The 25,953-nt window shown below is 39.4% G+C and carries 18 protein-coding genes; 8 read left to right on the top strand and 10 right to left on the bottom strand.

The genetic code is table 11. The features are described from left to right. Positions 1–22 precede the first annotated feature (22 nt). The 3 genes from QZ574_RS10010 to QZ574_RS10000 form a co-directional block, all read right to left on the bottom strand. Positions 23–3,019, bottom strand: a complete 2,997-nt coding sequence (locus QZ574_RS10010) for a TonB-dependent receptor (protein ID WP_297089342.1) — start codon at positions 3,017–3,019, stop codon at positions 23–25. A gap of 219 nt (positions 3,020–3,238) precedes the next feature. Continuing rightward, a complete protein-coding gene (locus QZ574_RS10005) occupies positions 3,239–7,312 on the bottom strand; it encodes a two-component regulator propeller domain-containing protein (protein WP_297089341.1) in 4,074 nt (1,357 codons plus the stop codon). A gap of 91 nt (positions 7,313–7,403) precedes the next feature. Further along, positions 7,404–7,997 (bottom strand): sigma-70 family RNA polymerase sigma factor, encoded by a 594-nt coding sequence (locus QZ574_RS10000; protein ID WP_297089340.1) that lies wholly within the window; start codon positions 7,995–7,997, stop codon positions 7,404–7,406. 284 nt (positions 7,998–8,281) lie between these two features. Between QZ574_RS10000 and QZ574_RS09995 the strand changes: the two genes are divergently transcribed. From QZ574_RS09995 to QZ574_RS09960, 8 genes are all read left to right on the top strand, one after another. After that, positions 8,282–8,707, top strand: a complete 426-nt coding sequence (locus QZ574_RS09995) for a hypothetical protein (RefSeq protein ID WP_297089339.1) — start codon at positions 8,282–8,284, stop codon at positions 8,705–8,707. A gap of 299 nt (positions 8,708–9,006) precedes the next feature. Then, complete coding sequence (locus QZ574_RS09990) at positions 9,007–9,771, top strand: polyphosphate polymerase domain-containing protein (protein WP_297089338.1); 765 nt, start codon at positions 9,007–9,009, stop codon at positions 9,769–9,771. A 9-nt stretch (positions 9,772–9,780) separates the two neighbouring features. Further along, positions 9,781–10,491, top strand: a complete 711-nt coding sequence (locus QZ574_RS09985; protein WP_297089337.1) for a DUF4956 domain-containing protein — start codon at positions 9,781–9,783, stop codon at positions 10,489–10,491. 91 nt (positions 10,492–10,582) lie between these two features. After that, positions 10,583–11,230: a DUF2490 domain-containing protein gene (locus QZ574_RS09980; RefSeq protein ID WP_297089336.1), complete on the top strand. Its 648-nt coding sequence runs from the start codon at positions 10,583–10,585 to the stop codon at positions 11,228–11,230. A gap of 75 nt (positions 11,231–11,305) precedes the next feature. Next, on the top strand, positions 11,306–12,697 hold the full coding sequence (locus tag QZ574_RS09975; protein WP_297089335.1) for a CotH kinase family protein: 1,392 nt from the start codon (positions 11,306–11,308) through the stop codon (positions 12,695–12,697). 261 nt (positions 12,698–12,958) lie between these two features. Next, a complete protein-coding gene (locus QZ574_RS09970) occupies positions 12,959–13,174 on the top strand; it encodes a 4Fe-4S dicluster domain-containing protein (RefSeq protein ID WP_297089334.1) in 216 nt (71 codons plus the stop codon). A gap of 72 nt (positions 13,175–13,246) precedes the next feature. Then, positions 13,247–13,879 carry a ferric reductase-like transmembrane domain-containing protein gene (locus QZ574_RS09965; protein WP_297089333.1) on the top strand — a complete coding sequence of 211 codons (633 nt, stop codon included), beginning with the start codon at positions 13,247–13,249 and terminating at the stop codon, positions 13,877–13,879. A gap of 2 nt (positions 13,880–13,881) precedes the next feature. Beyond that, positions 13,882–15,678, top strand: a complete 1,797-nt coding sequence (locus tag QZ574_RS09960; protein ID WP_297089332.1) for an FAD-dependent oxidoreductase — start codon at positions 13,882–13,884, stop codon at positions 15,676–15,678. Positions 15,679–15,742: 64 nt separating this feature from the next. Here QZ574_RS09960 and QZ574_RS09955 read toward each other — a convergent pair whose 3' ends face one another. The 7 genes from QZ574_RS09955 to QZ574_RS09925 form a co-directional block, all read right to left on the bottom strand. After that, positions 15,743–17,272 carry a right-handed parallel beta-helix repeat-containing protein gene (locus QZ574_RS09955; protein WP_297089331.1) on the bottom strand — a complete coding sequence of 510 codons (1,530 nt, stop codon included), beginning with the start codon at positions 17,270–17,272 and terminating at the stop codon, positions 15,743–15,745. A gap of 26 nt (positions 17,273–17,298) precedes the next feature. Further along, positions 17,299–18,894 carry a sulfatase gene (locus tag QZ574_RS09950; RefSeq protein ID WP_297089330.1) on the bottom strand — a complete coding sequence of 532 codons (1,596 nt, stop codon included), beginning with the start codon at positions 18,892–18,894 and terminating at the stop codon, positions 17,299–17,301. Positions 18,895–18,989: 95 nt separating this feature from the next. After that, positions 18,990–21,239 (bottom strand): hypothetical protein, encoded by a 2,250-nt coding sequence (locus tag QZ574_RS09945; RefSeq protein WP_297089329.1) that lies wholly within the window; start codon positions 21,237–21,239, stop codon positions 18,990–18,992. 31 nt (positions 21,240–21,270) lie between these two features. Further along, positions 21,271–21,546, bottom strand: a complete 276-nt coding sequence (locus QZ574_RS09940) for a sulfatase-like hydrolase/transferase (protein ID WP_297089328.1) — start codon at positions 21,544–21,546, stop codon at positions 21,271–21,273. A gap of 72 nt (positions 21,547–21,618) precedes the next feature. Further along, positions 21,619–23,034 carry a sulfatase gene (locus tag QZ574_RS09935; RefSeq protein ID WP_297089327.1) on the bottom strand — a complete coding sequence of 472 codons (1,416 nt, stop codon included), beginning with the start codon at positions 23,032–23,034 and terminating at the stop codon, positions 21,619–21,621. A gap of 119 nt (positions 23,035–23,153) precedes the next feature. Continuing rightward, a complete protein-coding gene (locus tag QZ574_RS09930) occupies positions 23,154–24,518 on the bottom strand; it encodes a sulfatase (protein WP_297089326.1) in 1,365 nt (454 codons plus the stop codon). Then, on the bottom strand, positions 24,515–25,948 hold the full coding sequence (locus tag QZ574_RS09925) for a BNR-4 repeat-containing protein (RefSeq protein ID WP_297089325.1): 1,434 nt from the start codon (positions 25,946–25,948) through the stop codon (positions 24,515–24,517). The genes QZ574_RS09930 and QZ574_RS09925 overlap by 4 nt, the downstream gene beginning before the upstream one ends. Positions 25,949–25,953 lie beyond the last annotated feature (5 nt).

Here is a 25,953-nt window from a genome sequence, read left to right as displayed (position 1 = left end):
TATTTTATTGTTTATAGCTAGATTAGAAAGTAACCTTTACACCAAACAGATAAGTTGCTGACGATACATCATCGTTATATAAGCTGGTGTTGTATTCAGGATCGGTTCCGTCAAAATCGTGAAATACAAAAGGATTAGTTACCTGCGCATAAAGTCGTACATGGCTCATGTGCCAACGATCGAGCAATGTTTTTGGTAGCGTGTACCCCAAAGTAATATCTGAAATACGAATAAAGCTAGCATCTTGATACTGAATTGCTGAACGGTAAGGATTTGATACCCCAGGACCATAATACTCGTTCGATGGATTATTGATTGTCCAGTAATTGAGGTTAAGTACGTTGTATCGTGTACCGTTAACATCTCCCATTGTTCCCGAAAGCATTGAGTTACGATACATTGCTCCCTGACTGGTATAAACTAAAAAGGATAAGTCGAAATTATCAAAAGTGAACTTATTGGTCATACCACCAATCCATTTTGCTTGTTCCGAGCCTAAAATAATACGGTCATCAATATCAGTTCCAGTTGAAATTTGATCGTCATTATTTTGGTCTACAACGCGAACGGCACCTGGTACCTGACCATAAACGGCTGCAGCGTCAGCTTCGTCCAATTGCCAAATTCCATCAAATTCATACCCATAATGTACGTCTAATGCTTCTCCCACAAATAAGCCGGTGCTAATGTCTTGTAAAATTCCATCGCTACCAATTGAAACAACCTCGTTTTTATTCGTAGAAAAGGTCAAATTGGTTGTCCACGAAAATCTATCGGTTTTAATATTAACCGTATTCAACATTATTTCGATGCCCTTATTTTGTACCTCGCCAATGTTTGTGGTAACCTCGCTAAATCCAGTTGAATTAGGAATTTGTTCATCGTAAATTAAATCAACTGTATTCCTTTTGTACAATTCTATTGAAGTTGTAATTCGGTTATCCATTAACCCCAAATCAATACCCAGGTTTATTTCCTTACTCTTTTCCCATTTTAACGATTTGTCGGCCAAATTTGCTGGGGCAAAACCATAGGCAGCAGTACCATCAAAATCGTAAGCGGTATTTGTTAAACTAGCCTGCGTACTGTATGCACTAACAGCACTGTTGCCAACTAAACCATAACTTACTCTCATTTTTAACGATGAAATATTTTCCACACTCTCCATAAAAGGTTCGTCGCTAACTCGCCATGCAACGGCTGCTGATGGGAAAAAGTCCCATTTATTTCCATCACTTAATTGCGATGCACCATCCCAACGATTGGTTAAGGTTACAAGGTATTTATCTTTAAAACCATAAATAATGCGCCCCATAAACGAAAGCAATGATCGTTCGGTCAGATTAGTTGTTAATTTTGAAATCGTTTCGCCAGTACCAATTGCGTACCAAAGTGAATTATATGGAAGATCATCAACCTGACTTTCCATAGATTCGGTACGCGTTTGGAAAGCACTTTGCACACCTGTTAAAGTAAAGTCATGCTCTCCTGCTGATGTTTTGTAGGTAACAATATTATCTAAAGTATAGTTAGAAATTTGCTTGGTATTATAATAAGCTCTTGGGGCTCTGGTAGTTTTTTGCGATTTTGTATATGTTCCTCTATACTGTCCAAATCTTTCGTTGTAAACATTGGCTGACAATTGCGAACGTATTGACAGACCTTTTAAGGGAGTAAGCTCGATATACGCATTTCCAAAGAAAGTATTTGAACGGGTTTCATCCTGAAAGTTCTCCGGATCCATTTCGATAAGTGGATTTAAAACCTGTTTATCGTTAATTCCCATCCAGGCAGCATAACCATTCCAGTCAGTATCCTGATTTTCATCAGGGTTAAGAATATCGTCGTACATAATAACACCTGTAGGACGCGCCCTAAAAGCACTTCGAATGGCTTCATTCGATCCAAGATTCTGTTTACCAAAGCTGTAATTTGCATTAAATCCAACTTTTACAACATCATTCAGTTCACTGTCTAAACTACCTTTAATATTGTAACGCTCGTATTTAGTATTCTTCAAACTACCACCTTCTTTTAAATAACCGGTTGAAAAATGGTAATTGGTATTATCGCCACCACCGGCTACCGAAACTGAATGATTGGTTTGTAAACTTGGGTCGGTCACCTCGTCAATCCAATCCACACTTCTTCCCGATTCGTAGTTATCAATCTCGGTTGAACTAAAAGACCTTGAAGTACCTCCGTTTAACACTTTGTCGATTGCTGCCATCTCATAAAATTCCTGAGCATTCATCATGTCGGGTAAATGTGCAGGTACTTTTACTCCGGCGTAACCGTTATACGTAACTTGTGGCTCGCCTTTCGAACCTCTTTTGGTAGTAATAATAATTACTCCATTTGCACCACGCGATCCGTAAATTGCAGTAGCCGAAGCATCTTTCAAAACATCCATTGTTTCAATATCGGAAGGGTTCAACACATTAATATCGCCTCCCATAACACCATCGATAACCACCAACGGAGAGTTGTCGTAGTTGATTGAGTTAAGTCCCCTGATATTTAAATCGTATCCGGCTCCAGGTCTTCCGCTCGATTTTTTAACGGTAACCCCTGCCACCTGACCTTGAATAGCTTTGGCAGCTTGCGTTGGAGTAACACGGATAATGTCTTCGGATGCCACCGATGCGACTGCCCCCGTTAGGTCACTCTTCTTCATCGAACCGTAACCTATTGCAACAACTTCTTCGATACCAATGGCATCTTGTTCCATTGTAACATTATATGTACTTGCAGTTCCAAGAACAACCTCCTGAAGCTTCATACCTACAAAAGAAAATTGCAAGGCTTCTGCATCAGCAGAAACAGAAATCGAAAAGTTACCATCAACATCAGTAACAGTACCATTTGTGGTACCTTTCTCAATTACTGTAACACCAGGCAGGCTTATGCCATCCTGATCGTTTACCGAACCTGTAACGGTTCGTTTTTGAGCCCAAACCAAATTGCCTAAACATAGCATAAAGGCAACTGCCAGGGTAATTCCTAATAGTCGTTTCATAAAAAATTAGTTTTGTTTGTAAAATGGTTTATTGAATACTGAGATTTTCCCGAACGGTACAAAAGATGAAATTTGACACACCATAAGCAATCTTGAATTTAGTTTTATTAAAGTTTACAGGCTCAAACGTAAAAAGAAGTTAAAATTTGGGCATGGAGATATCACCCCATTACATGGAGGAATCACCCACAATGCGACAATAGCTTAACAACCAACTAATTAAGACTTGTAAATATATTTACTTGGAGAAGTTCCGAATTGTTTTTTAAAGCACTTACTAAAATAAAGGGCATCGTTAAAACCAACTTTATATGCAATTTCAGAAATGCTTAGTTTCGATTCCAATATCAACTCGGCAGCTTTTCTTAAACGAAAAGTCCGTATAAACTCATTTGGCGAAACGCCTGTTATACTTTTAATTTTTCGATATAGTTGTGAGGAACTTATTCCAAGGTTTTTACAAAAAGAATCAATATCAAAACTTGAATTATCAATATTTTCTTCAATTAAGGCAATTACCTTGTTTAAAAATTCTTCATCAATTTTGGAAACTGTTAATTCTTTTGACGAAAGGTTGAAATCCTTACCAAATTTCTTTTTCAAATTTGTGAGGTTTTCCAATATCTTCTCTATTCTGATTCTTAGCAATTCAGGGTCAAAGGGTTTGGTAATATAATCGTCGGCACCGGTTTTGTACCCTTCTAACTTATTTTCAACGCTTGCAAGCGCCGTCATTAAAATTACAGGAATATGGCTAATTTCGGGTGTAGATTTTAGCGTTTTACAAAATTGTAATCCATCCATGTTTTCCATCATTATATCGGAAACTACCATATCCGGATTTTTTTCTTTGCATCTCTCCAATCCTTCTTCCCCATTTGTTGCAGCGTACACTTTGTATTCCTGACTTAAAAAACCGGCAAGATAATCGCGCAACTCCTGGTTATCTTCCACAATTAAAAGTTTCTTTTTCTCTGCATCTTTCTTATTGTAAAAAGTTTCTTCTTTTCTTGCATCAATGGTTTTAATCAACTCTTTTGTTCTACGATCTGCATCACGAGAAAAATCAAATATTTCTTCTTCCGAATAATCATTTTTATTAACCGGTAAAATAATGGTAAAAGTTGTCGATTCTCCGGGAATACTCTCTAATGCAATTTTGCCATGGTGCAGTTCAACAACATTTTTAACAAGCGCAAGCCCAATTCCGGTTCCGGTTCCGGTATTTATATTGCTTGACTTTACCGCATCTGAAACCTGGAAATAACGTTCGAAAACTTTTTCCTGCAATTTCTGGGGAATGCCTTTCCCTGTATTGGATATTTTCAACTCAACATGCTGAGTTTGCATATTTTTGTTTGCTTCTAACATATTAAGTTCGAGGTTTACCAAACCATAATCGGGAGTATATTTAAAAGCATTCGACAAAATATTAAAGAGAATTATATCCAGTTTTTCTAAATCGAACCAACCATTAAGTTTTCGTTCGGAGCTTTTAAATTCAACATGAATGTGTTTTTCTTCAGCCATGTATGCAAATGCCTCAATATTCGATTCAATAATTTCAACCAAATTGGTACGGGTCACTTTTAGTTTCATTCCTTGATGCAAGGATTTTCTGAAATCTAAAAGTTGGTTAACCAACGAAAGCATGCGCTGCGAATTGTTCATTACAAGTTGAAGTAACCTTGAGCTTGGAGGAATAGGCTTATCTGATGAAATTAACTGTTTTGTTGGTCCCAAAATTAAAGAAAGTGGCGTGCGCAGTTCGTGCGAAATATTTGTATAAAACCGTAAACGTTCCTGGTGAAATTTTTCCTCTTTGTCGCGTTTTACCTTCTCTACAAGTAACTCTTTCTTAAGCTTCATTCGAGCTAATATTATGCGCCTCGAAAAATATAGAATTATTATAAAAGCAATGATATACAAAGTAAAAGCATAAAAACTCAAAAGTGGAGCAGGTTTTATTCTCATTTGTAAGCGGGCCGGCTTTGTGCACCATACACCATCGTTATTGGCACTATATACCTCAAAAGTATACCGCCCGGGACGTAGGTTGGTATAACGCGCTGTACGCTCTTTGCCAATATGCCACTCTTTATCGTAGCCATGCAACATATACCGGTATTTATTTTCGCGCATATTAAGATAAGAAGAAGAAGTAAACGATACCGAAAAATCTTTGTTACGGGAGTTCAACTCTATCTTTTCTTCAAAAGCAATATTACGTTTAATTATCTGCTGGTCGTTTAACCTGGTATCGGTATGAATATCGATGTTATTAATAAGTAAATTGGTAAAAACAGGGGTGGGAGAATAGTTATTTATAACCGGTTTTGTTGCATCAAATTCAAATATTTGGTCAAATCCACTAATCAAAATACGGTCGTTTTTATCAATAAAAAAACCGCGCCGGTTGTATGAACTACTTCTAATTCCATTGTTTACATTAAAGGGAATAAGGAGGTTTGTACCTCTATCCCATTTCGCAATTTTGTTGAAATTCAGATTCAACCAAAGGTTTTGTTCCGAATCGAATTGTAAATTGGTTACCCAAAGCTGGTTTTGCTTATCGAAAGTTTTAGTGGAAAACGATTTTGTATTTTCGTTGTAAATGTATAAGCCGTTTCGGCCTCCTATAAAAATTTCGTTACTTTCTGATTCTGCTATAGCAATAAAAATATTTGGATTTAATATTGAATCGGGATTATCGGGCAAGTAATAGTGGAACGAGTTACTATTCTTATCTTTCTTAAAAATACCTGTTTCGGTGGCTACCCACATTCTGTTTTTCGAATCGCAATGAATAGCATTAATTTGGATTCCAGATGATAGTCCTTTTTCTTCCCGAAATTTTCCGGTTTTTATATCAAAATATTTTAACCCCTCACCAAAAGTACCAATAGCAAGTGTGTTTTTTTGGAGTTCGTTAATTGAGTATATAGGAATGTTGTTGGAAGAATGTTTGAAAGTTGAAATAGCTTTGGTTTTACCATCTATTTTAACCAAAAACCCATTATAACTTCCTACCCATATATTATTTTCCGAATCAACCAGAAGCGAATAAAACTTTTCGTTATTCGTTTTATATGTATCCTTTTCAAGAAAGGGCAACAACTGTTCTTCCTGTTTTTCAATTAATCCATCGAAAAGCGAAAGAATTAACATTCCATTTTTCCAGGGATAAAAATCAGTTGCCGATTGTTCTCTTAATTCATTAATAGCAGGTCCATGCAGTGGTTTAAATTGATTAAAATAAGGGTCGTACCGGTTTAAACCATTTTCGGTAGTTACCCAGATAATTCCCGATTTATCCTGAAAAATATCCATTATCTGGCTATTTGAAATAGAGTTGGAAATATTCCGGTTATAAGTTATAAGTTGGTATTTCCCATTTTCTATATCCGAAAACGAATCGCATAAGATTAATCCTCCCCAGGTTCCAATCCATAGCTTTCCATTTCTATCTCGACAAACTGATCGAAAATAATTGGTCATGCTACCGGGGGGAAATATCTCAGAAGAAATATCTTCAAACTTATTCAGTTTTGTATTAAAGACATTTAAGCCTCCCCTTGTGCCAATAGCCATTGTGCCATCATTATCTTTAAAAATTTCGTAAACATGGTTATGAGACAAAAACTGACTTTCATTCTCAACACGGAAATTTTTAAGCGACTGAACTTCTTCATTTTGGTAGGTAAAGCAATACAAACCATTATGTAGTGTGCCGAACCAAATTTTATCTTTATCAGGAAAGATGGCTCGAATGGAGTTTGGGAAAGTATTCGTGTACTTTTTAAAATCAATTTTGGTAAAATTATCTTTTTGCTGATTATATAAAAATAATCCTTTGTCGTAAGTTCCTATCCAAATGTGGTTATTATCATCTATTGCCAGGCTTCTTATTTTGTTGCTCCCAATAGAGTTGCCCCCCCTTTCTTCTGGGCGGTAAGTTATTAGTTCCTCGGTTTCAGGATTATATTTTGATAACCCATCGTTGGTACCAATCCAAATATTATCAGAGTTATCTTCTATAAGTGCTGTTACATCCGAATTTATTTGTTTGCTATTCCTAAATTGATGCTGATAAACATAATCATCTCCACTATACTTGTACAAGCCGCTAAATGTTGCTATCCACAAATAACCTTGGTTATCTTGTAAAACCCTCCTTACACTTAAATTGGCATCCCCTTCTTTTGTCGGAATTTTATTAAACGAATGATTTTGGGCTGAAACCCTAAAATAAAGTATACAGAAAAGTAGAAAAAGTAGTTTGTAATAGTTCATAATGATTTGTAAGCAATTCTTCCTACTAAATAACAAGTGGCTTATAAACAAAAATTTGCCCATCAAGGTTAAAGATACTTTTTACTAAATCCTATTTCAGTTTTGTAAACAAGATAAACAGTTCAAATAAGCTATTCCCCAACTCGTTTTGAATATGTTTTAATAAGCGTTGAACCTGTTTTTTTACAGTATCGGGTTTCAAATCCAACATTTCACCAATTTCCTTATAGGTTAAACCACTATTAAACTTTAAAAACAACAATTCTCGCTTTTGGTCATCGAGATTTTTGATTTCGTTTTGAAGTAGTTTTATATTTTTTTCCAGGATTTCCTTTTCACTCACTTCTTCCAACGAAAATTTCAGATTAAAAGCTTCAAACGAATCGTTGGTTAAATCAAGCTTCCGGCTTTCTTTAATCTTACGAAAGATTATATGCTTTAGTGTTTTAAATAAATAAAACTCAAGATATTCGGGTTTCTTTAGTTTCGACCCATACTTGTAAATATCTATAAATAAGTCTTGTATCGAATCTTCAAGCAAATCTTTATTCGACGTTATTTTTGAACCATAGGCATACAAAGAATCAACAAATTCGTTGTAAATGGTCTCAAAAGCATACCGGTCGCCAGCTTTAAACTTATCCCAAACTTGCTGCCAATATTTTCGATTTGCGTTATCTTTCAAAATTACAGGTAGTTGTTAGTCGCATCAAAAGTAGCAAATCGGTTTAATCGTACAAATCTTCGTTACTGCTTATTAGCGAAAAATTATCTGAAATGGCAATCAGTTATAAAATCTGTCGATAAAATCTTCAAATTCATAGATTCCATTTAAATTTCATTTCAGTATCGCTTTTATTTGAAGTGCAAATGCTACTACAATGCACTTGTTTAAACAATTATAAGTCGTCTACCCCGGGAAGTAATGGGGAAATAAAACAACAATTTTGAACAAAAAAGTTTAACAAAATGAAAACAACAGAACAACAAGACAAAAAAAAATTTTTAGTGACTACCATTGGAGTAATAATTATGCTGATTTTAATGGCAACCAGTACGGTTATTTTTGCGCAACCTCCGGGAGGCAACGGAGGCGGACAACAAGGTCCTCCACCAATTCCAAATTCAAAACAAATTAAGAAAATGGTGGCTGAGCTTGCAGCTGACATCCAGTTAAACGAAGACCAGCAAACACAGGTATTGGCAATTTACCAGGAGCATTTTGCAGCTGTTGAAAAAGCTACCGGTTCCGGCCGCCCCGACAGAAGTAAAATGGAGGCCTTAAAAGCTTCGATGGAGAAGAAAGTAACAGCTGTTTTAAGCGATGAACAACAAGAATTATTTGCGGCGTACCTGAAAAAACAACAAAAGAAACAAGGTAGGTCAAGGCCTTAATGTAAAAAAGCGTACAGGTTTTTTAGCAGCTTTAAATAGGAAAACAATGGTATTGTTTTCCTATTTTTTTGGTGGTTTTGTTAGTATAAGCTGCATTACTAATCCGGGTCTGCACTTTATTCATATTAATGGAATACCTCTAAAAAACCTCCGGTCAGCAAGGTAAATGTATGATCTGAAAAACTCGTTTGGAAAATCTCCCGATTCGTCGATTTCTTTTTAGAATAAATAATTGCAAGGATACTTTAGGGAAAAAATTAACAGTTCTGTACTATTTGTGTAATCAATATTTAACAATTATGAATACTAAGGAAACAGATTATTTCGCCCCCATAAGGTTAGATGAAATGGATAAGGTAAAACTGATGAACCGAACCGACACAAAATACTGGTTCAACATTAAACAGCTGCACCAATTGCTCGAATCGGTTCAAGACCATTACTTTATTCTTACCATGAAAAACGAAGTAGCACTTCCTTACTGTACTATTTATTACGATACCGATACCGATGGTATGTTTACTGCCCACCATAATGGCAAACTCAACCGGTATAAAATAAGACGCAGAAGCTATGTTAACAGCGGCATTAGTTTTTTAGAAGTAAAATTTAAAAACAATAAGGGCCGTACGATAAAAAAACGCATTCCAACTGAATTTAATAACAATTTCAGCGAAGCAGAAAATTCATTTTTACAGGAAATAACACCTTTTTCTGTTGAAGAGTTATCGCCCTCGTTAACCAATAATTTTTCGCGCATTACTTTGGTAAACCGCAACTTTAAAGAACGATGCACCATTGATTTTAACCTGCAGTTTAAAACCTTACAAAAGCAAATTGCACTTAACGAGCTGGTTATTGTTGAAATAAAAGCCGATGGTTCGCCGGCAGCATCGCCACTAGCCAGGGCATTGCGCAACCACCGGATAAAAACCTCCGGATTCAGCAAATATTGTATTGGCCGAACGGTTACCGACTCTTCAATAAAACGCAACGCTTTTAAACACAAAATCAGGATGATTGAAAAAACCATCAGCACAAAACACAGTTTGTACAACCTTTAATTAAAAATCATGAGTGAAACAGAAACAGTAATCGACACCATTAAGAATGTTGCGTCGACAGAATTAACAGAATTGGCCAATTGGGAAGAGCGCCTTCGATTCTTAGACATTAAATTGATAAACGTGGGCGACTTTTCGGAGCTTTTGGTGCGCCTGGCCCTTAACCTTTTTGTAAGTTTTTTGGTGGTGCACTACATGTATGCCCGAAACAGCCGCCGTAAAGACTTCTATTTTAGCTTTTTAGCCGTTGGTACTGTTGTTTTTCTTTTAAGCTTTTTACTAAACAGTGTTAAGCTCGAACTCGGTTTTGCTCTTGGTTTATTTGCCATCTTCGGAATTATACGTTACCGCACCGATGCCATCCCCATTAAGGAAATGACCTACCTTTTTATTGTTATCGGCATTTCGGTAATAAATGCCCTGGCCAACAAAAAAGTGAGTTACGTTGAATTAATTTTTACCAACTCGGCTATTGTTTTTGGTTTGTGGCTGCTTGAAAAACGCTTAATGCTGAAACAAGAAGGCTCGATACGTTTGATTTACGAAAAAATAGAGAACATACATGACGACAAAAAAGAAGTGCTTTTGGCCGATTTGAAAGCACGTACCGGAATTAATATTAAACGTTACGAGATTCAGAAAATAGACTTTTTGAAAGACGTTGCCGACATTACACTCTATTTTAATGTGAATGGCAAAAGCGACGAAAACCATTCTTAGCACACCCATAAAGAGAAACAACATCCCTTTTTGGGGCCCTTATAAAAAAGCTTCGATATAAATTTAAGAGTGAAATCACAAGATTTTTAAGATGAAAACAAAAATTAAAATACTGGCAGTTATGTTTCTTTTATGTACAGGAACTACTGCATTTGCCCAGGAAGTTGAGAACGAATTTCAGACCAGAACAAAACTCGACTTAAGCTTTAAACCGCTAAAAAAAGTAAAGTTTACCATAAGCCCCGAGTTGCGTTTTGATGATAGTTTTTCGCTAGACAAGTACTTACTTGAAGGCGAGCTGGAGTATAAGGCTTCTAAACTGTTTACATTGGGTGCCACCTACGGTTTAATAGGTAATGTGCGCGATGAAAAAGATACAGAATACATGGGACGATACGGTTTTAGCGCCACCGCCGAGAAAAAATTTGGCCGCTTCGAACCCTCCTTTCGCTTGATGTACAGCAATTATGCCGACGATGATATTGACGACAAACAGTTTTTGCGCTACAAAGCAAAAGTAAAGTATGATGTCCCCAACTTTAAAATCAATCCTTATGTGGCTGTCCAGCTGTTTCAGGATTTAAACGAAGGTGAACTGTACAAAACAAGGTACTCTGTTGGTGCCGATTACAAGCTCTTTAAAAAGAATTACCTGGGTGTGAGCTACGAGTTTGATTATTACAATTCCGACTACCTTAACAAACACATTATCAACATCGGATACAAAATTAAATTTTAAACAAGTCCTGCAATGCTCCAAAGGGATGATTCTTTGCCTTTTCAGAGCATAAAGGGGAATAAAAATTACAACACAATGAAAAAAATAAGCCTGTTTACAACAACCCTTCTATTGCTAATTTTTGCCGCTTGTCGCGACGAAAATCTGGTAACTGAAGTAGAAGAAGAGGAGGAAGAAGAACAAGAAATTGTGGATATGACCGATTACTCGGACTGGGATGATGCCACCCACAGCTCTGCTGCAACACTAAATTACGATATGGTATTTAACCAAAGCGAGGTTTTACGTTTTGATATCACTATTGACAGCGATGATTGGACTTCTATGCAATCCAACCTTTCATCAATATTAAGCTCCGGTAGCAGCCGACCGGGAGAATCGCTTGATTTTGATGATCCTTCGTTCTACCCCTGCTCGTTTAAATTTAACGACACCGAGTGGTACCATGTTGGCATTCGTTACAAAGGTAACTCAAGTCTTCAATCCACTTATAGATCGGGCTTGAAAAAATTCTCGTTTAAACTTGATTTTGACGAGTTTGAAGACGATTACCCGGCCATTAAAAATCAACGATTTTATGGTTTTAAACAGTTAAACCTTAAAAACAACTACCTCGATGCATCAGAAATGCGCGAGAAAGTTGGTGCCGACCTTTTTCGCCAGTTTGGCCTGGCGTCACCACAAACCGCCTTCTGTGTAGTTTATGTTGATTATGGCAGTGGTCCACAATACTATGGCGTTTATACCATTGTTGAAGAGGTTGACGATTCGGTAATAAAAACACAATTTGCCGATGGCTCGGGTAATTTATATAAACCCGATGGCGATGCCGCTTCGTTTGCCAGTGGAAGCTACGACACCAGCGAAATGGAACTTAAAACCAACGAGGATTCGGCCAACTATTCAGATGTTAGAGCCTTGTACGATATCATCAATAGTTCGGAACGCACCTCGGATGTTGAAGCCTGGAAAACCAAGCTTGAAGCTGTTTTTAATGTGGATGTTTTTCTGAAATACCTGGCCGCCAATAACATCATTCAAAACTGGGATACCTATGGTTTAATGACCCACAACTACTACCTGTACAACAATCCCGACAATAGCATGTTAACCTGGATTCCGTGGGATAACAATGAAGCATTTCAAACCGGCAAAAATGGTGGAGCACTTAGTTTAGGCATGAGCGAGGTAAGCAGCAGCTGGCCACTCATAAAGTACATAATTGCACAACCCGAATACGAAGCTATTTACGAGGGCTATCTGCAACAATTTATCGACGAGGTATTTGTACCTGCTGATATTATTTCGACTTACTCTACTTATTACGATTTGATAAAAGAATATGTGTATGCCGAAGTTTCGGGCTATTCGTTTTTAAGTAACGATTCGCAATTTGACTCGGCTGTTGAAACCTTGAAAACACACGTTCAAACCAGAAACAATTTGGTTGAAAGTTATTTGAATTAGAAGGAGAAACAAAGACATAACCACTTTTATTTACACATTTATTAGAAGGAGGCAGTAGTCTCCTTTTTTATCTTAAATAATTCCTATTTCGTTAGTAAAATATGGCTATCCGTAGATTGCTTTTTCATGGCATTCAAAAAGAAAACACCTTTACAATATCAAAAATAAGAAGTGTGCTTGGAGGCCAGAATGGGACTCTGTTTACGAGGGGATGCAAATTCAGAGACCGTTCTAATAAATACCAATTAAAAAACTCAAAATATGGCTATAAATAGTATTAACGGATGTATCGGTTGTGGAACCTGTGTGGCTACCTGCCCCACCGATGTAATCCGCTTAAATGAGAAAACGAAAAAGGCAGAGATAAAATACCCGGCCGATTGCCAGATTTGTCATTTGTGCCGCATGTATTGCCCCGTGGATGCAATTACAATCACTCCAGAAAAATCAATCCCGGTAGTCGTTTCATGGGGGTAAAGTACAAACTGTTTAGCGGCGTGCAATTTGGTTTCAACTTATAGGCACCCGGTAAATCAAATACAAAAAACAATGCAAAACAAAATAAAAATATACAACCGCATAGCCGCCATCCTTATTTTTATCGGGTTGCCAATTCTATTTTGGGCTTTAGGCGATGCACCCAAACGATCTGTACTAAAAGAGTCGATTTCGCTTCTTACACTGGTTTCGTTTTCATTAATGCTCATGCAATTTTACCTGGCGCGCAGCAACCGAAAAATAATTAAGGAACATAAAATGAGCCGAATTATTAACTGGCATCGTTACCTTGGGTATGCGTTTGTTACTGTGCTTCTATTTCACCCACTCTTAATTATTGTACCACGTTATTACGAAGCCGGAGTTGACCCAACAGATGCATTTATTCAAATGCTAAGCACTTTCGATAACCCCGGAATTATTTTAGGAATTGTAGCCTGGAGTTTAATGCTGGTTCTTGGCATCACATCTCTTTTCCGGAAAGTTATACCATTATCATACAAAACCTGGCGTACGATCCATGGAATTTTATCCCTACTTTTTATAGCAACCGCCTCGTGGCATGCAATAAAACTAGGTCGCCACATTGATACGCCATTAATTATTTTCATAGTAACAGCAGGAGGAATTGGAATTCTGCTTCTTTTAAAAACCTATTTTCTACCATCGAATAAAAAAGCCTGAAAATGAATACTAAAGATTTACAAAACAATATCTCGCGCCGCAGGTTTTTAGGAACTGCAGCAGCCGGAACAGGAGCAATGATGTTAGGAGCCTCAGCACTTTCGGGCTGGGCCAAAAATTTAACAAAACTGGGAACTACCGATTTATTAAAGCGCGAATACGAAACCGATGTGCTGGTAATTGGTGGAGGAATGGCCGGACTTTTTGCAGCTGTGAAAGCGCACGATTCCGGCGCAAATGTAGTGCTGGTATCAAAAGGCAGGTTGGGTTCGTCGGGACAAACACCTTTTGCAAAAGGAATTTTTGCCTACGATGCTACGCAAGAAGAAATGAGTATCGACGAATTTACCGCACAGGTTTCAGCATCAGCCATTGGCTCCAATAATCCGGTTTATACCCGGCAGGTTGCTGCTCACTCGCTGGCAAGGGTTAAAGAGCTTCGTGAGTGGGGATTTTTTGAATCGCCGCTGTACAACAAATCGTTTACCAACCCAATAAAAAAACGCAATATTCCTTTAATCGAGCGGGTTACCATAACCCATTTAATAAAAGAAAATGGACAAATTGCAGGAGCTGCAGGTTTTAGTGCCGATGAACAAAAGGTACATTGTTTTAAAGCAAAAAGTGTGATTTTGTGCACCGGAGCCGGAGGCTTTAAACCCAACGGTTTTCCAATTTGCGACCTTACTCACGATGGAACTATCATGGCCTACGAAATTGGAGCGCTGGTTACCGGAAAAGAATGGAACGATGGGCACGGTGGTTCGGCAATAAATCCAGCTGCCTGTTACGATGGATGGCACGGTATGTTCGACCGAAAATGTGGAACTACCGGGATAGGCATTCGACACGATTTGGGTGTAGACATGAACTACCAGGCTTATGTTAGCGGAGGCGGAAAAGTTTCTATGGGGCCGGGTGCCGGAAATACAACGGTAAAAGGAGGTCCCCAAAAACCCGAAGGATTTGACCGACAAAGAAGGCCTGACGGACCGCCTGCAGATGGAGACAATAAAAACAGGCCAGACGGACCACCTCCGGGAGGAAAAAACCGCAAAGAAGGAGGACCTGATGGTGATGGTGGAGCGCCTCCGGGAATGGGTGGAAATATGGTTGGCGGTTCTTCTGCAGGGATGTCTATTCATAAATCGGAAGGGTTGGTTCCGGTTAACGACAAATGCGAATCCACTATTCCGGGGCTTTATGCTGCCGGTGATGCCCTGGGCTCGTACATGGCCGGTGCCATTTATACCCAGATTGGTTCGTCGCTGGCTGGTTCAGCCGTTCAGGGAGCCATTGCCGGAGAAGCCGCTGCAGCATATTCAAAACAAATAGAAAGCCCCATATTTTCAGAAGCCAGACAGCAACAGGTTCGGGAAGAAATTCTTGCTCCCTTAAAAAGAGAAGCAGGCTACAGTCCCGCCTGGGTAACCCAAACCTTGCAGGGAATAATGATACCAAACTTTGTTCTCTATATTAAAAAAGAAAACATGTTACGGGCCGCACTTGCTTATGTTGAAGAACTTCGCGATACACATATTCCGCATTTACGTGCTGCCGACATGCATGAACTGCGCCTGGCTCACGAAACCCGCAACATGATAATAAGTGCCGAAATGAAGCTGAAAGCCTCAATAATGCGGACAGAAAGCCGTTGCAGCCACTACCGGCTCGACTATCCGGAAATTGACCACGAAAACTGGCAGGCCTGGATAAATATTTACAAAGGCGACGATGGAAACATGCAATTTGAAAAACAGAAATTTGGTACCTGGCCGGATGGAAGTATAATTGTTTAAAGATTATCGTTAACGGTATTCCAATAAAAAGAGAAATCCACAAAACAAACTTCCCTTTTTAAAATTATTTTTGAAACTCAATGGCTCCTATATCGGGTTTCCCCTTTACAGCATTACCAAGAAAATCTTTAGCCGCATGACCATCAGCCTGTTTCCCCGAATTGATAGCCGGAGAACCTGCTTTTAACCGGTACCCAGCTAATCGGTTGGGATTGGTCATATCAATATCAACTCCTCCGCTTCCCGCATTTTCAAAAAGCGGATCTTCGTTAATCGCATTTTCCCCTTTCGGGTTAAGATTGTAATACAGGTTGTTTTCTAAAACGCAGCTTTCATCCGGCTCGAAGCCCCATTCGGCTTTGTCTTCGAAATAAAGTATATTGTTATAAAAAGCTGTTTCTGTTGGTACTCTTGTCTTTCCGGCTGCTACAAACACACGTGTTCCTTTGCCTTTTCCAAAATAAATGGTGTTGTTGTATATTTTTACATCCTTTACCCCGGTTTCTTTCGGAAATCCGTACAGAAATGCGCCTAACAATTCGTTCTGACTAATGTTATAACGAATGGTAATATCGGTGTTAACCGGGCGTTTCATAATTCCACAAAACCAGTTATTGTCGTGGCTATAGTTGTATTGAATTATGGTTCCTGTTGAATTGTAATCGGCATCAAATCCACCATGGTCAATGTCATCGGGATTATCACTGGTATTGCCGTAGGCTTCATTGAATTGCACAATGCAACCAACGGTATTAAAATTGAAGACGCTGTGACCGGTATCAAAACGGCTGTTATAAGCCAGAATATTGTATTCAACCACGGGATTTAAAGCATAACGCACAATTATTCCGTTGCGCCCTGTATGTTCTACCTTGTTTCCGCGAATCACAAAGTTTGTCCACGGATGATATTCATCGCTTTTAATATTTCCCCAGCTCGACTGATTGGAGATTCCAACGCCTCCGGTGTGTGCAATTCTATTGTTTTCAATTAGCAGATTATGAAATTTAGTCTTGACTTGCTCTCCGCGTACTTCAACATAAATACCACCGGTGTTTTTGCCTCCCACCTTGCCATTAACATGATGGACGTAACAGTTTCGGATAGCTATATCTTCAATTAAACCAACATCTTCGGCTACTACTTTTAAACCGTGTATTTCACCCTGATTTTCTGCCGTGCCATTTGTATTGGTAATTTGAAGGTTGCTGATTGACCAAAAGGCGCCGTTTTTAAGTAACAATACAGCAGATCGTTTTCCTTCTCCCTGCAACACCGGCTTATTCTCAACCTCATCGGTATATATTTTTCCGCTTTCCGGCTCATAGGCAGCCACAAGGTTGGGTAACTCAGCGGTTCCGCTACCTCGCAAAATAAATTGCCCGGTAAATGATTTACCTGCAGCAAAAAGTACCTTACTGCCCGGGGGAAATTTATGATTACTCCACTTTTCAAAATCGTTTTGGGAATTAATGAGAAACACGTTTTCTTCCGGGAGAACAGTTTCGATTTCTGTTTTTGTGCACGCTGATAATTGTAATGTTATACTTCCAAAAACAAACAGGGCAATTATCCTTACTATTATTTTATTCATTATCAATTCGTTTTATTTTTCAATCTTTATCTTAACCAAACAGGAATTGAGTCATTTTTAATCCACTCTTCTATTCGTTTATCGAGTTTATCGGGTGTATATTCCGTTTTTCCTGCAGGTATGGCATCGGTTTTTGGTAAATATTGCTGAAGTTGGGCAATCACATCGGCATAACTTGGGTTGGAGGCCAGGTTTACATGCTCGCCCGGGTCGTTTCGGTGGTCGTATAATTCTTCGCCTCCATCGCGGTATTTTATATAGCGCCAGTTGTTGCTTCTTACCGCATGGTTTTTATAATACCAGGTATTTAAAACAGGCTTATCCCACTCCATTTCAGGATTTTCGATCAGAGGCGTCAAACTATTTCCTTCCAGTTTTGGCAGTTCGGGCAGTTGGCATAAATCAAGCAGTGTTGGATAAATATCGAGTAAACTCACTGCTTTATCACAAATCTCACCTTTGGGTTTTATACCCGGATACGAAAATAACAAAGGTACGCGTGTGGCTTCTTCCCAAAGGGCTTGCTTACGGAAATGCCGTTTTTCGCCCAGATGTTGCCCGTGGTCGGACCACAACACAATGATTGTATTGTCGGCATTCGGGCTGTTCTCAAGCGCCATTAGCACTTTTCCAATCTGCTCATCAACAAACGATACACAGGCCAGGTAAGCATGCACCAGTTCCGGCAGAATTTCTGCTTTGCGCTTAACATCGTACCAGCCTCCAAGTGGTGTCCTTCCAAAGGCAATAGATTTCCCCATCATCGGTATATCGTTAAATTCATCTTCCGGCACTTCAGGTACAATTATCGAGTCTATATCGTACAAATCGAAGTACTTTTGAGGGGCGGTATAAGGTACATGCGGGCGAATAAAACCACAGGCCATAAAAAATGGCTTATCCTGTTTTTTCGAAATTTTATCAATCGCCCAGTTGGCAATCTGCTCATCGTACATTCCGCCTTCCGGAATTTCATCTTCAGCAAGCGGACCACCACAAAGCGAGTAAAAGCGGTTTACAGGCATATAATTTTCCAGAATATTTTCTTCGCCATACAACTGCACCAGTTGTCCGCCATCTTTGGTAAAGGGGTAAAACATTTTTCCGCGGTACCCAAACCCGGCTTTTTCGATATGTTCTTCCATATTTTGCCAGAACTCGGGTGCGTAATCCGTCCAAAAATCGTCAGTTTTATTGGGGTAATCCGATTTTCCATCGTGAAAAACTTTTCCGGCAGCATAGGTATTGTAGCCATTGTTTTTAAAGTATTCGGGAAGCATGGCATGACCTTCCATAACCTCGTTGTAGTTTTTACGCATGGCAGCAGTTGATGCATACCAGCCCGAAGTTGTGGGATGAATACCGCTTAACAATGAGTTACGCGATGCGGTACAAACCGCCTGCGAACAATGCGCATTTGTAAATGCAACGCCCTGTTCAAATAACTTGTCCAGGTTTGGCGTAATGGCCTGTTTGTGCCCATTAAGCGGGGCTATCCAGTCGTTTAAATCGTCGACTGAAATAAACAGGACGTTTAGTGTCGAAAATTCGCTTGTTTTTTGAGCCGGCGAACAGCCCAACAACAACAGCAGAAAAAAGTAATATATGTATATTAATTTCATGGTAAAGTATTTTTTTTATTTCTATTCTACAAATCTTCGTTGTTGCTTCCTTCTCCAACATTTGCTCCGTAAGAAATAAGCCTGCAAAAGACACTTTAATTAGTATTACTGTTATTTACAAGTTCAATCGTATAAGTTCCTTTCGGAATACGAACACGAACCCAATTCTCACCAGAAGCAACATTCGTAAGTTTATTCCCATTTAGTTTCACAGACGAAACATCTGAATTATAAAAGGTCACGCTAGCCCCGGACGAAATAATTTTCCCACTACTTCCTTTATCATCTTTCGCTGTATTCATATAAAGTGCGAGCGGAGCATCCGACTTAAAACCATTTTCCATATCCTCACCTGATTTAAATGATGTACCCTTAACAAAATAAGAGAGTAACTTACCGGCCAACTTTCGGTAAAAAATATCCTGCCCCATGAATGACTCCTGTTCGTATTGCTCAAGTGTAATACCACCGGAATTTAAAGCTACATCAACAACCGGCCCCTGCTTAATTTTACATCCGGAATAAGCGCCGGCTACTATTCTGTCCATGTCGCCTACCTTGTGATTTTTATCTCCCGGAAATAATACGGTAAGTACATTTGCTTTGTTATCGCGGGTAGGGTAAGTAGCGTACAAATATTCGGCTCTGTAGTGGTTACCACGACTTTGGTTCACCATTTCTTTTTTCTGAACCGAATGAGGAGGAGTGCCTAAAAAGGTTTTCAATACCGGGGTATTTTCTCCAAATAGTACCGGACCTACATCGCCATCCTCACGCTTAATTTTAGAAAAGTATGCTGTTTTATCCTGAATGACTTGTGTTTTAGCCGTATTTGGGTGCCAAACTACGTTTACCGAATCACCCTTATTTTCAGTAGTTACATGGTCTGTTACCACATAATATCCATTCGCATTATTTGATGGCTGAATAAACAAAACATCTCGGAGGTGCTCGCCTTTTATGCTGGTACTGTTTGAAGCACGAAAATATTCCACGTCTTCACCAGTAAAACCTTCCACAATTCCATCGGCTAATTTGCCTGAATGATTTTCGCCGGCAATTAACACGGTATTTGCCGACTCGGCATGCGCATGAATAAATTCGAAAGGTGTAGTAAGACCACCAGCACTTACATCGGCATTTGGCCCATCGTAGCCGGCATTTCGGAGCAGAATTTCGCCATAGCCTGCCATTCCAATGGCATTGGCTTCGTAATGGGTATGGTATTCTTCCTTGCCGGTTAGCGTTTGAACGCTAAGGTACAAGGCATCTCGCGAAGGTTTGTTTCCAATTAAAGCCGCATAATTGTCAAAAATCCGACTGGGAGCCATTTCTGCATCAGCAATATTAAATTCGATAGGATTGTTTTGTGCTGCCGGGCCAGCCATAACAATGTACGATGCCAGATAACCTTTAAGCGTTGCCTGCCTTAAACCGGTCCCCTCGCGAAGCGTCCACATGGCATATTTATAGGCCTTGTTGGAAAAACGTGCAGCCCTAACCGTTGTTGGACTTACGATTACGTCATCTTCAACCGACCAGGCAATCTGGCTTCCCCGTGAGTCGCCATAAAAAATACATCGTCCAAACGGAGAATTTTCGTAACCATAAATGGCTTCATGCATGTTAATCATTCCGCTGTCGCTGTAATATTCATGAAATCCCATGTATTCCATAATATCAAAAGTGGTATTCTTGGCAGCGCGTTCCTTCACATTAAACCGCTCCATATTATAACCACTCCCCGATGGCGATATGCCATCGGGCAAGAAATGAATGCGTAAATCAATATCGTACTGTTTTTTAGCCTCCAAAAAATTGGCCGTGTCGCCCGCATATTTGTACCAAAGCATCCGCATGGCCCATCCGTGAGGGCGCCATTGCTTTAAAACCAATTTGAATATTTTTTCCTCAAGGATTTTTTCATAGCCGGCCAGCACTTCTGGCTCCAGGTCGTAACGAATTACATCCAGCGCTAAAAGCCCGTGAAAAAGCTCATGTGAAGGCACAGAAGAAGTAGCAGCTCCCGTCCCAATTTTCATGGTTTTTATTCGGGTTTCGAATTTGTTTTGAATATGGGCAATGTATTTGCTTTTATTTGTCGGATCGAGAATATAGGCCAAAGCATTTGCCCCAAAAACATCACGTGGAGTTCCATCCGGTTTTGCGTTTTTAATGGCACTGCTTTTCATCGCACCATACATTTCCGAGCTGCTCGCCAGTTGTCTCCAATAAGCGTAATCAGTGGTGTCAATAATGTTTCCTGAAAAGCCTTTTATTGGATTAATTGCCAAGCAAATAACTACTACTAAAACTATTTTGGAAAAGTTATTTGTTATTCTCACAACTATTGCTCTTAATGTTTGTTTTGTCATTTTACTTTCCGGATAGATTATGAGGGTAAAATCCATACATCAAACTTGCTCTTGATGGTCCGCATAATGTATATTGAGAATAAGCGTTATTAAATACCATTCCTCGATTGGCGAGCTTGTCCAGGTTTGGGGTAATCGCACCTTCGTAGCGATTCGCATAAGATGGAAAATCATTCAGATCATCGGCAGATATGACCAAGATATTTGGTTTCTCTTGTGCATAACTATAATGACAAAGAGTGGCGAAGATGAAGAATAACAGTAAGTTGTATTTCATTTTTTTAACCTTCATTTTTGAAAAAACACCGTGGTTTCCATAGCCATTTAACTGGCTTTTGGGATCAGCGCATTACCTCCGCTTAGACTCCTCGTAGCCCAATTTTGCATGAGGTTCCTGGAGCATTCCATGCATGCGTTCGATAACATCTTTGTATTTATCATTATCTGCCAGGTTGTTCCATTCGTTCGGATCGTTTGCGTGGTTGTACAGTTCCATAGAACCATCAAAGTATTCTATAAACCGATAGGAACCGTATTTTACCGTCGCATATGTCTCTCTTCGGAAGGTATAAGCAGGGTATTCCCATTCAATATCCGGATTTTCTATCAGAGGAACCAGACTTCGACCTTCAACAGCCTTGTTTGCAGGAAGACCACAGAGATCCAGTAATGTTGGGTAAAGGTCAATCAGCTGAACGTTGGCCTCAACCGGTTTGGTTGAACCTTGTGTTGGACCGGTTCTTGGATCCATAATAATCATTGGAACTTTTGTCGAACGATCCCAAGCGGTATGTTTTTGAAACCTTTCTTTCTCTCCTATGTGAAATCCATGATCCGACCATAATACCACAATGGTATTATCCTTATACGGACTGTTCTCCAGGGCTTCTAGTATTTTTCCAATCTGGACATCTGTAAAGGTTATACAACCCATATAGGCCTGCAGCATCTTGCGCCACTGATTGTTTTCAATCGCCCATGACGTAGTGGGATAGGAATTCCAGGTTTCCCTGGCCGCTTTGGGAATATCATCATAGTCGTCTGCTTTATAGGGTGGAAGTTCAATTTCATCGAGCGGATACATGTCCAGGTATTTCTGTTGAATATGTAAAGGTGTATGTGGACGCAGAAAGCCTGTCATCAGGAAGAACGGTTTATCATGGTCCTGTGAGAGTTGATCTACTGCCCATTCAGCGGCTTTATAATCACTCATTTCATTTTCAGGTTTATTTATGGGTCCCCAATCGAGAAGTCCTTTTGAACCGAACCAGTTCATCCTCTTCTGATTTCCATTTTCATCACGATTGAAATCCCATGGTCCCCGGCCATGAGAAACGTCAACCGTCTCTTCCGGAACATGATGGTGAAGAAGCTTACCAGCCGCCATTGTCTTGTAGCCATGATCCGCAAAATATTCATAGATCAGGGAGGATCCTTTCTTTTTGACCGCGTCATAGACTGCGTCGTCCTTCTGCTGCAGTGCTCCATCAACACCAAAACCCAGGCTGTGGTAATACATACCAGACATCACGCTTGCACGCGAAGGACCGCATACCGCATACTGACAATGGGCAGACTTAAAAAATGTTCCTTGTGAGGCCAGTGCGTCCATATTTGGCGTGATAATCTGGCTATTACCCATATAACCTTCCCAGTCATTCAAATCGTCAACCGCAATAAAAATGACATTGGGCTTTTCTGCAGCAAGGACTGTTGCAGACATGACCAAAAGTAATCCAGCGATTGTTAAAAATATTCTTTTCATGGTTATAGATGTTATTTGTTTTTACTACTTACCGAAGAAAGTTCCTTTCGGATGCTAACAAACTTACACAATTAAGCTCCTTAAGATCAGAGGCCGAAAGGCATAAATTCTGTCTTTTATTATTTCTTCCAAAGCCCATAAATCTGTTTTTTGCTACCCATTTTTTCTGTGGTGGCATTAACGTCATCCAGGTACGTTACAAGTCGATTATGTAATTCTTCCGTTTTTTCAGGCATCTTCTTCGAAAGATCGTTCTCCTCTCCCAGATCCTTACTTAAATCGAATAATTCAATTTTATTTTCATCCCATGTCTTGACGAGTTTGTAGTCTCCTTGACGAATTGCGCTTATTGGCTCACGGGTAACAGCCTTATGAAAAATAAAAAAATCATTTTTACGATTGACCGTCTGAGACTCTCCCATCAAGAGAGATTTGAGGCTTCCTCCATCTAAATTTTCATATTTCAGCTCCTCACCTGCAAGATCTGTAATTGTTGGCAATAGATCCACCCCTGAAACAGGAACGTGTGAGACAGCTCCTGCTTCGATGCCTGGTCCGCTGATGGTAAAGGGAACGCGTATCCCGCCCTCATACAAACTATGCTTACCATCTCGTAAAGGTGTGTTCTGGTTGGGCGCTTTTATTTTACTGGGGCTCACTCTGCCTCCATTGTCCGACATAAAAATGACGTATGTATTGTCCTGCAGACCGAGCTCATTAATACTCTTCATAAGGCGCCCCACCCCTGTGTCCAGGTCTTCGGTCATAGCCGCGAACTCGGGGTCTCTGTGGATCTTTCCTATTGGGCGTTTATTTACTTTGTCAAGTGTTTCCTGCTTGTAAAAAATTTTCAAATGCACAGCATAGTGGGAAACCTGAACATAAAAGGGCTTGCCTTCATCCCGGCACTGTCGCATAAAATCTTCAGCACTCCTGGTAACCTGATCAATTAATTTAGGATCGTCTGTCGCAGAGGGTTTCTTGCTCCCTTTAGCACCACCTTCGTTATTACTGGTGTAACCGTCGCTTGCATCGTAACCCAGTTCCTCCGGAGTTATTAGGTCGAAACGCATATCCCATTTACCAAAGTGGGCGGTGCGGTAGTTTGGATCGATCGCTTTGAGTGCCCGCGGAATATTTGGTTGCTCTTTGTAGTATTCTGTCCAACCAGGCTGATCTTTCTGATACATATGGCGAGCGGTATTTTGACCAACCTGTAAACTCCTGCGGGTAGGACAGCAAATCGGCCCCGGAGCATATCCCTGAGTAAAGCGCATTCCCTTATCAAAGAGCCGATCCATATTCGGTGTCAGGTAGTAATCACTTTTCGATTCAGGAATAGCTGGATCCATCAGTTTAGAACTCCCTACCCAGCTCTGGTCGTCGGAGAGGATTACAATAAAATTTGGAGATTTTTCTTTACTCATTACAAGCTGTGAAATACTCAACAATACAATTAGAAAAGCTATTACTCGTGTCATCATTTTTCTATTTGGTTTTTAATTAACAGAAATGCTTTTGCCTGAGCGACATCATCATTTTTTTCTTCCCAGCCGTAAAACAGCCACATATCTTCTTTAATATTTCCTTCTTTTGTTTTTATAGGTTGAACATTATTAAAACGCCAACCCTGATATTCTCCCTCCGCTTTAAGCAGTGTATTTTTCATTTCCCATGTAAAACCATCATCGCTTGAAATCCATTCTTCAATGCGTGTTCCACCGCCATGACTGTTCATTACTCCTTTTCCCTTTGATTCAAAATATCCGTCGTCCATTAATAAATAAGCATGCAATATTCCTTCATTATCAATTGTAAGATGACTACTATTCCACTTATGACAGGCCGGAGCAATGATGATCTGCTTCCATTCATTTCCAACTCGTCGAACGTAATAGTAATTCAGTTTTTCAAAAATATCCTCGGTAAGCACATGCAAAAACGCAGGATTATTATTTTTATCAAAGATTATATCAGGCGGAATTCCCGCGCCTCGCCAATTTGTATCCCATATTTTACATTGGTTGTTCGCCTCTTTTAAATGAATTGGAGTTGTCATTTCCACTCCATCAAAATTGTAGGCCTGAGCTGTTTCCAAATCTACTTTCACATAATAAAGATTGGTTTTTAAAGTCCCCAGGTTTCTTTTGTAAAGTGGATTGTACGATTTCTCAGCAAGATTTTTCTTATTATCATCGTAATATACAAAAGCGATGTGAATGGATTTTCCATCTTTTGAGGGCAAGTAAGTATGATAAGAAGAAGCCTCATCCATATCCTTATGGTCTTTTCCAGAAAGCTCATCCAAATTGTTTAAATCAACAACGGGATCTTTTGGAGTTTTCCATGTAATTCCATTATCTGAACTAATGCTATAGGTCCACGAACTTCGGTGTTCTCCGGTGCGATAGTAGATTAACTGCTGCTTATTAAAAATTTGAGAAACCGACGGATAAGATAGCGATGGAGCAATTTGCGCAACAATTTCCCAATCTTCAGTTTTGTTCTTTGCTTTTGAAATTACATGTGTTCCCGGAGTTTTATGACAGCCCGAAAGTACATGTAAAAAGTCATTATTATCGACCCAAATTACAGGGCCATAATGGTGGTCTTTACTTACTGTTCCAGGTAGTTGAACAGACTCCGAAAATGTACTGGTTTTTAAATTGTAGGTAGTTAAAAAAGGAAATGTTTTTTCTAGTTTTGTAGCTTTTTCAGGTGCTCCGCCATTATAAACCAGATGGATTTTGTCGCCCATAAGCACAGCTTGTGGATGTTGCCGGCGATCATAGGTCATTTTTTTTGTGCCTCCTTCGCCAAAAGGTATAATTTGGTAACTCTCTTTGGAATTTTCCTGGCTCATTACAAATGAAGATATGAGGAACATTTGAATTAATAATACTAGATTAACCATATAAT

The organism is uncultured Draconibacterium sp. (assembly GCF_913063105.1).
Lineage (GTDB): Bacteria > Bacteroidota > Bacteroidia > Bacteroidales > Prolixibacteraceae > Draconibacterium.
Note: the sequence above shows the minus strand (reverse complement) of the source record. Positions and strands in the feature narration are given on the sequence as shown.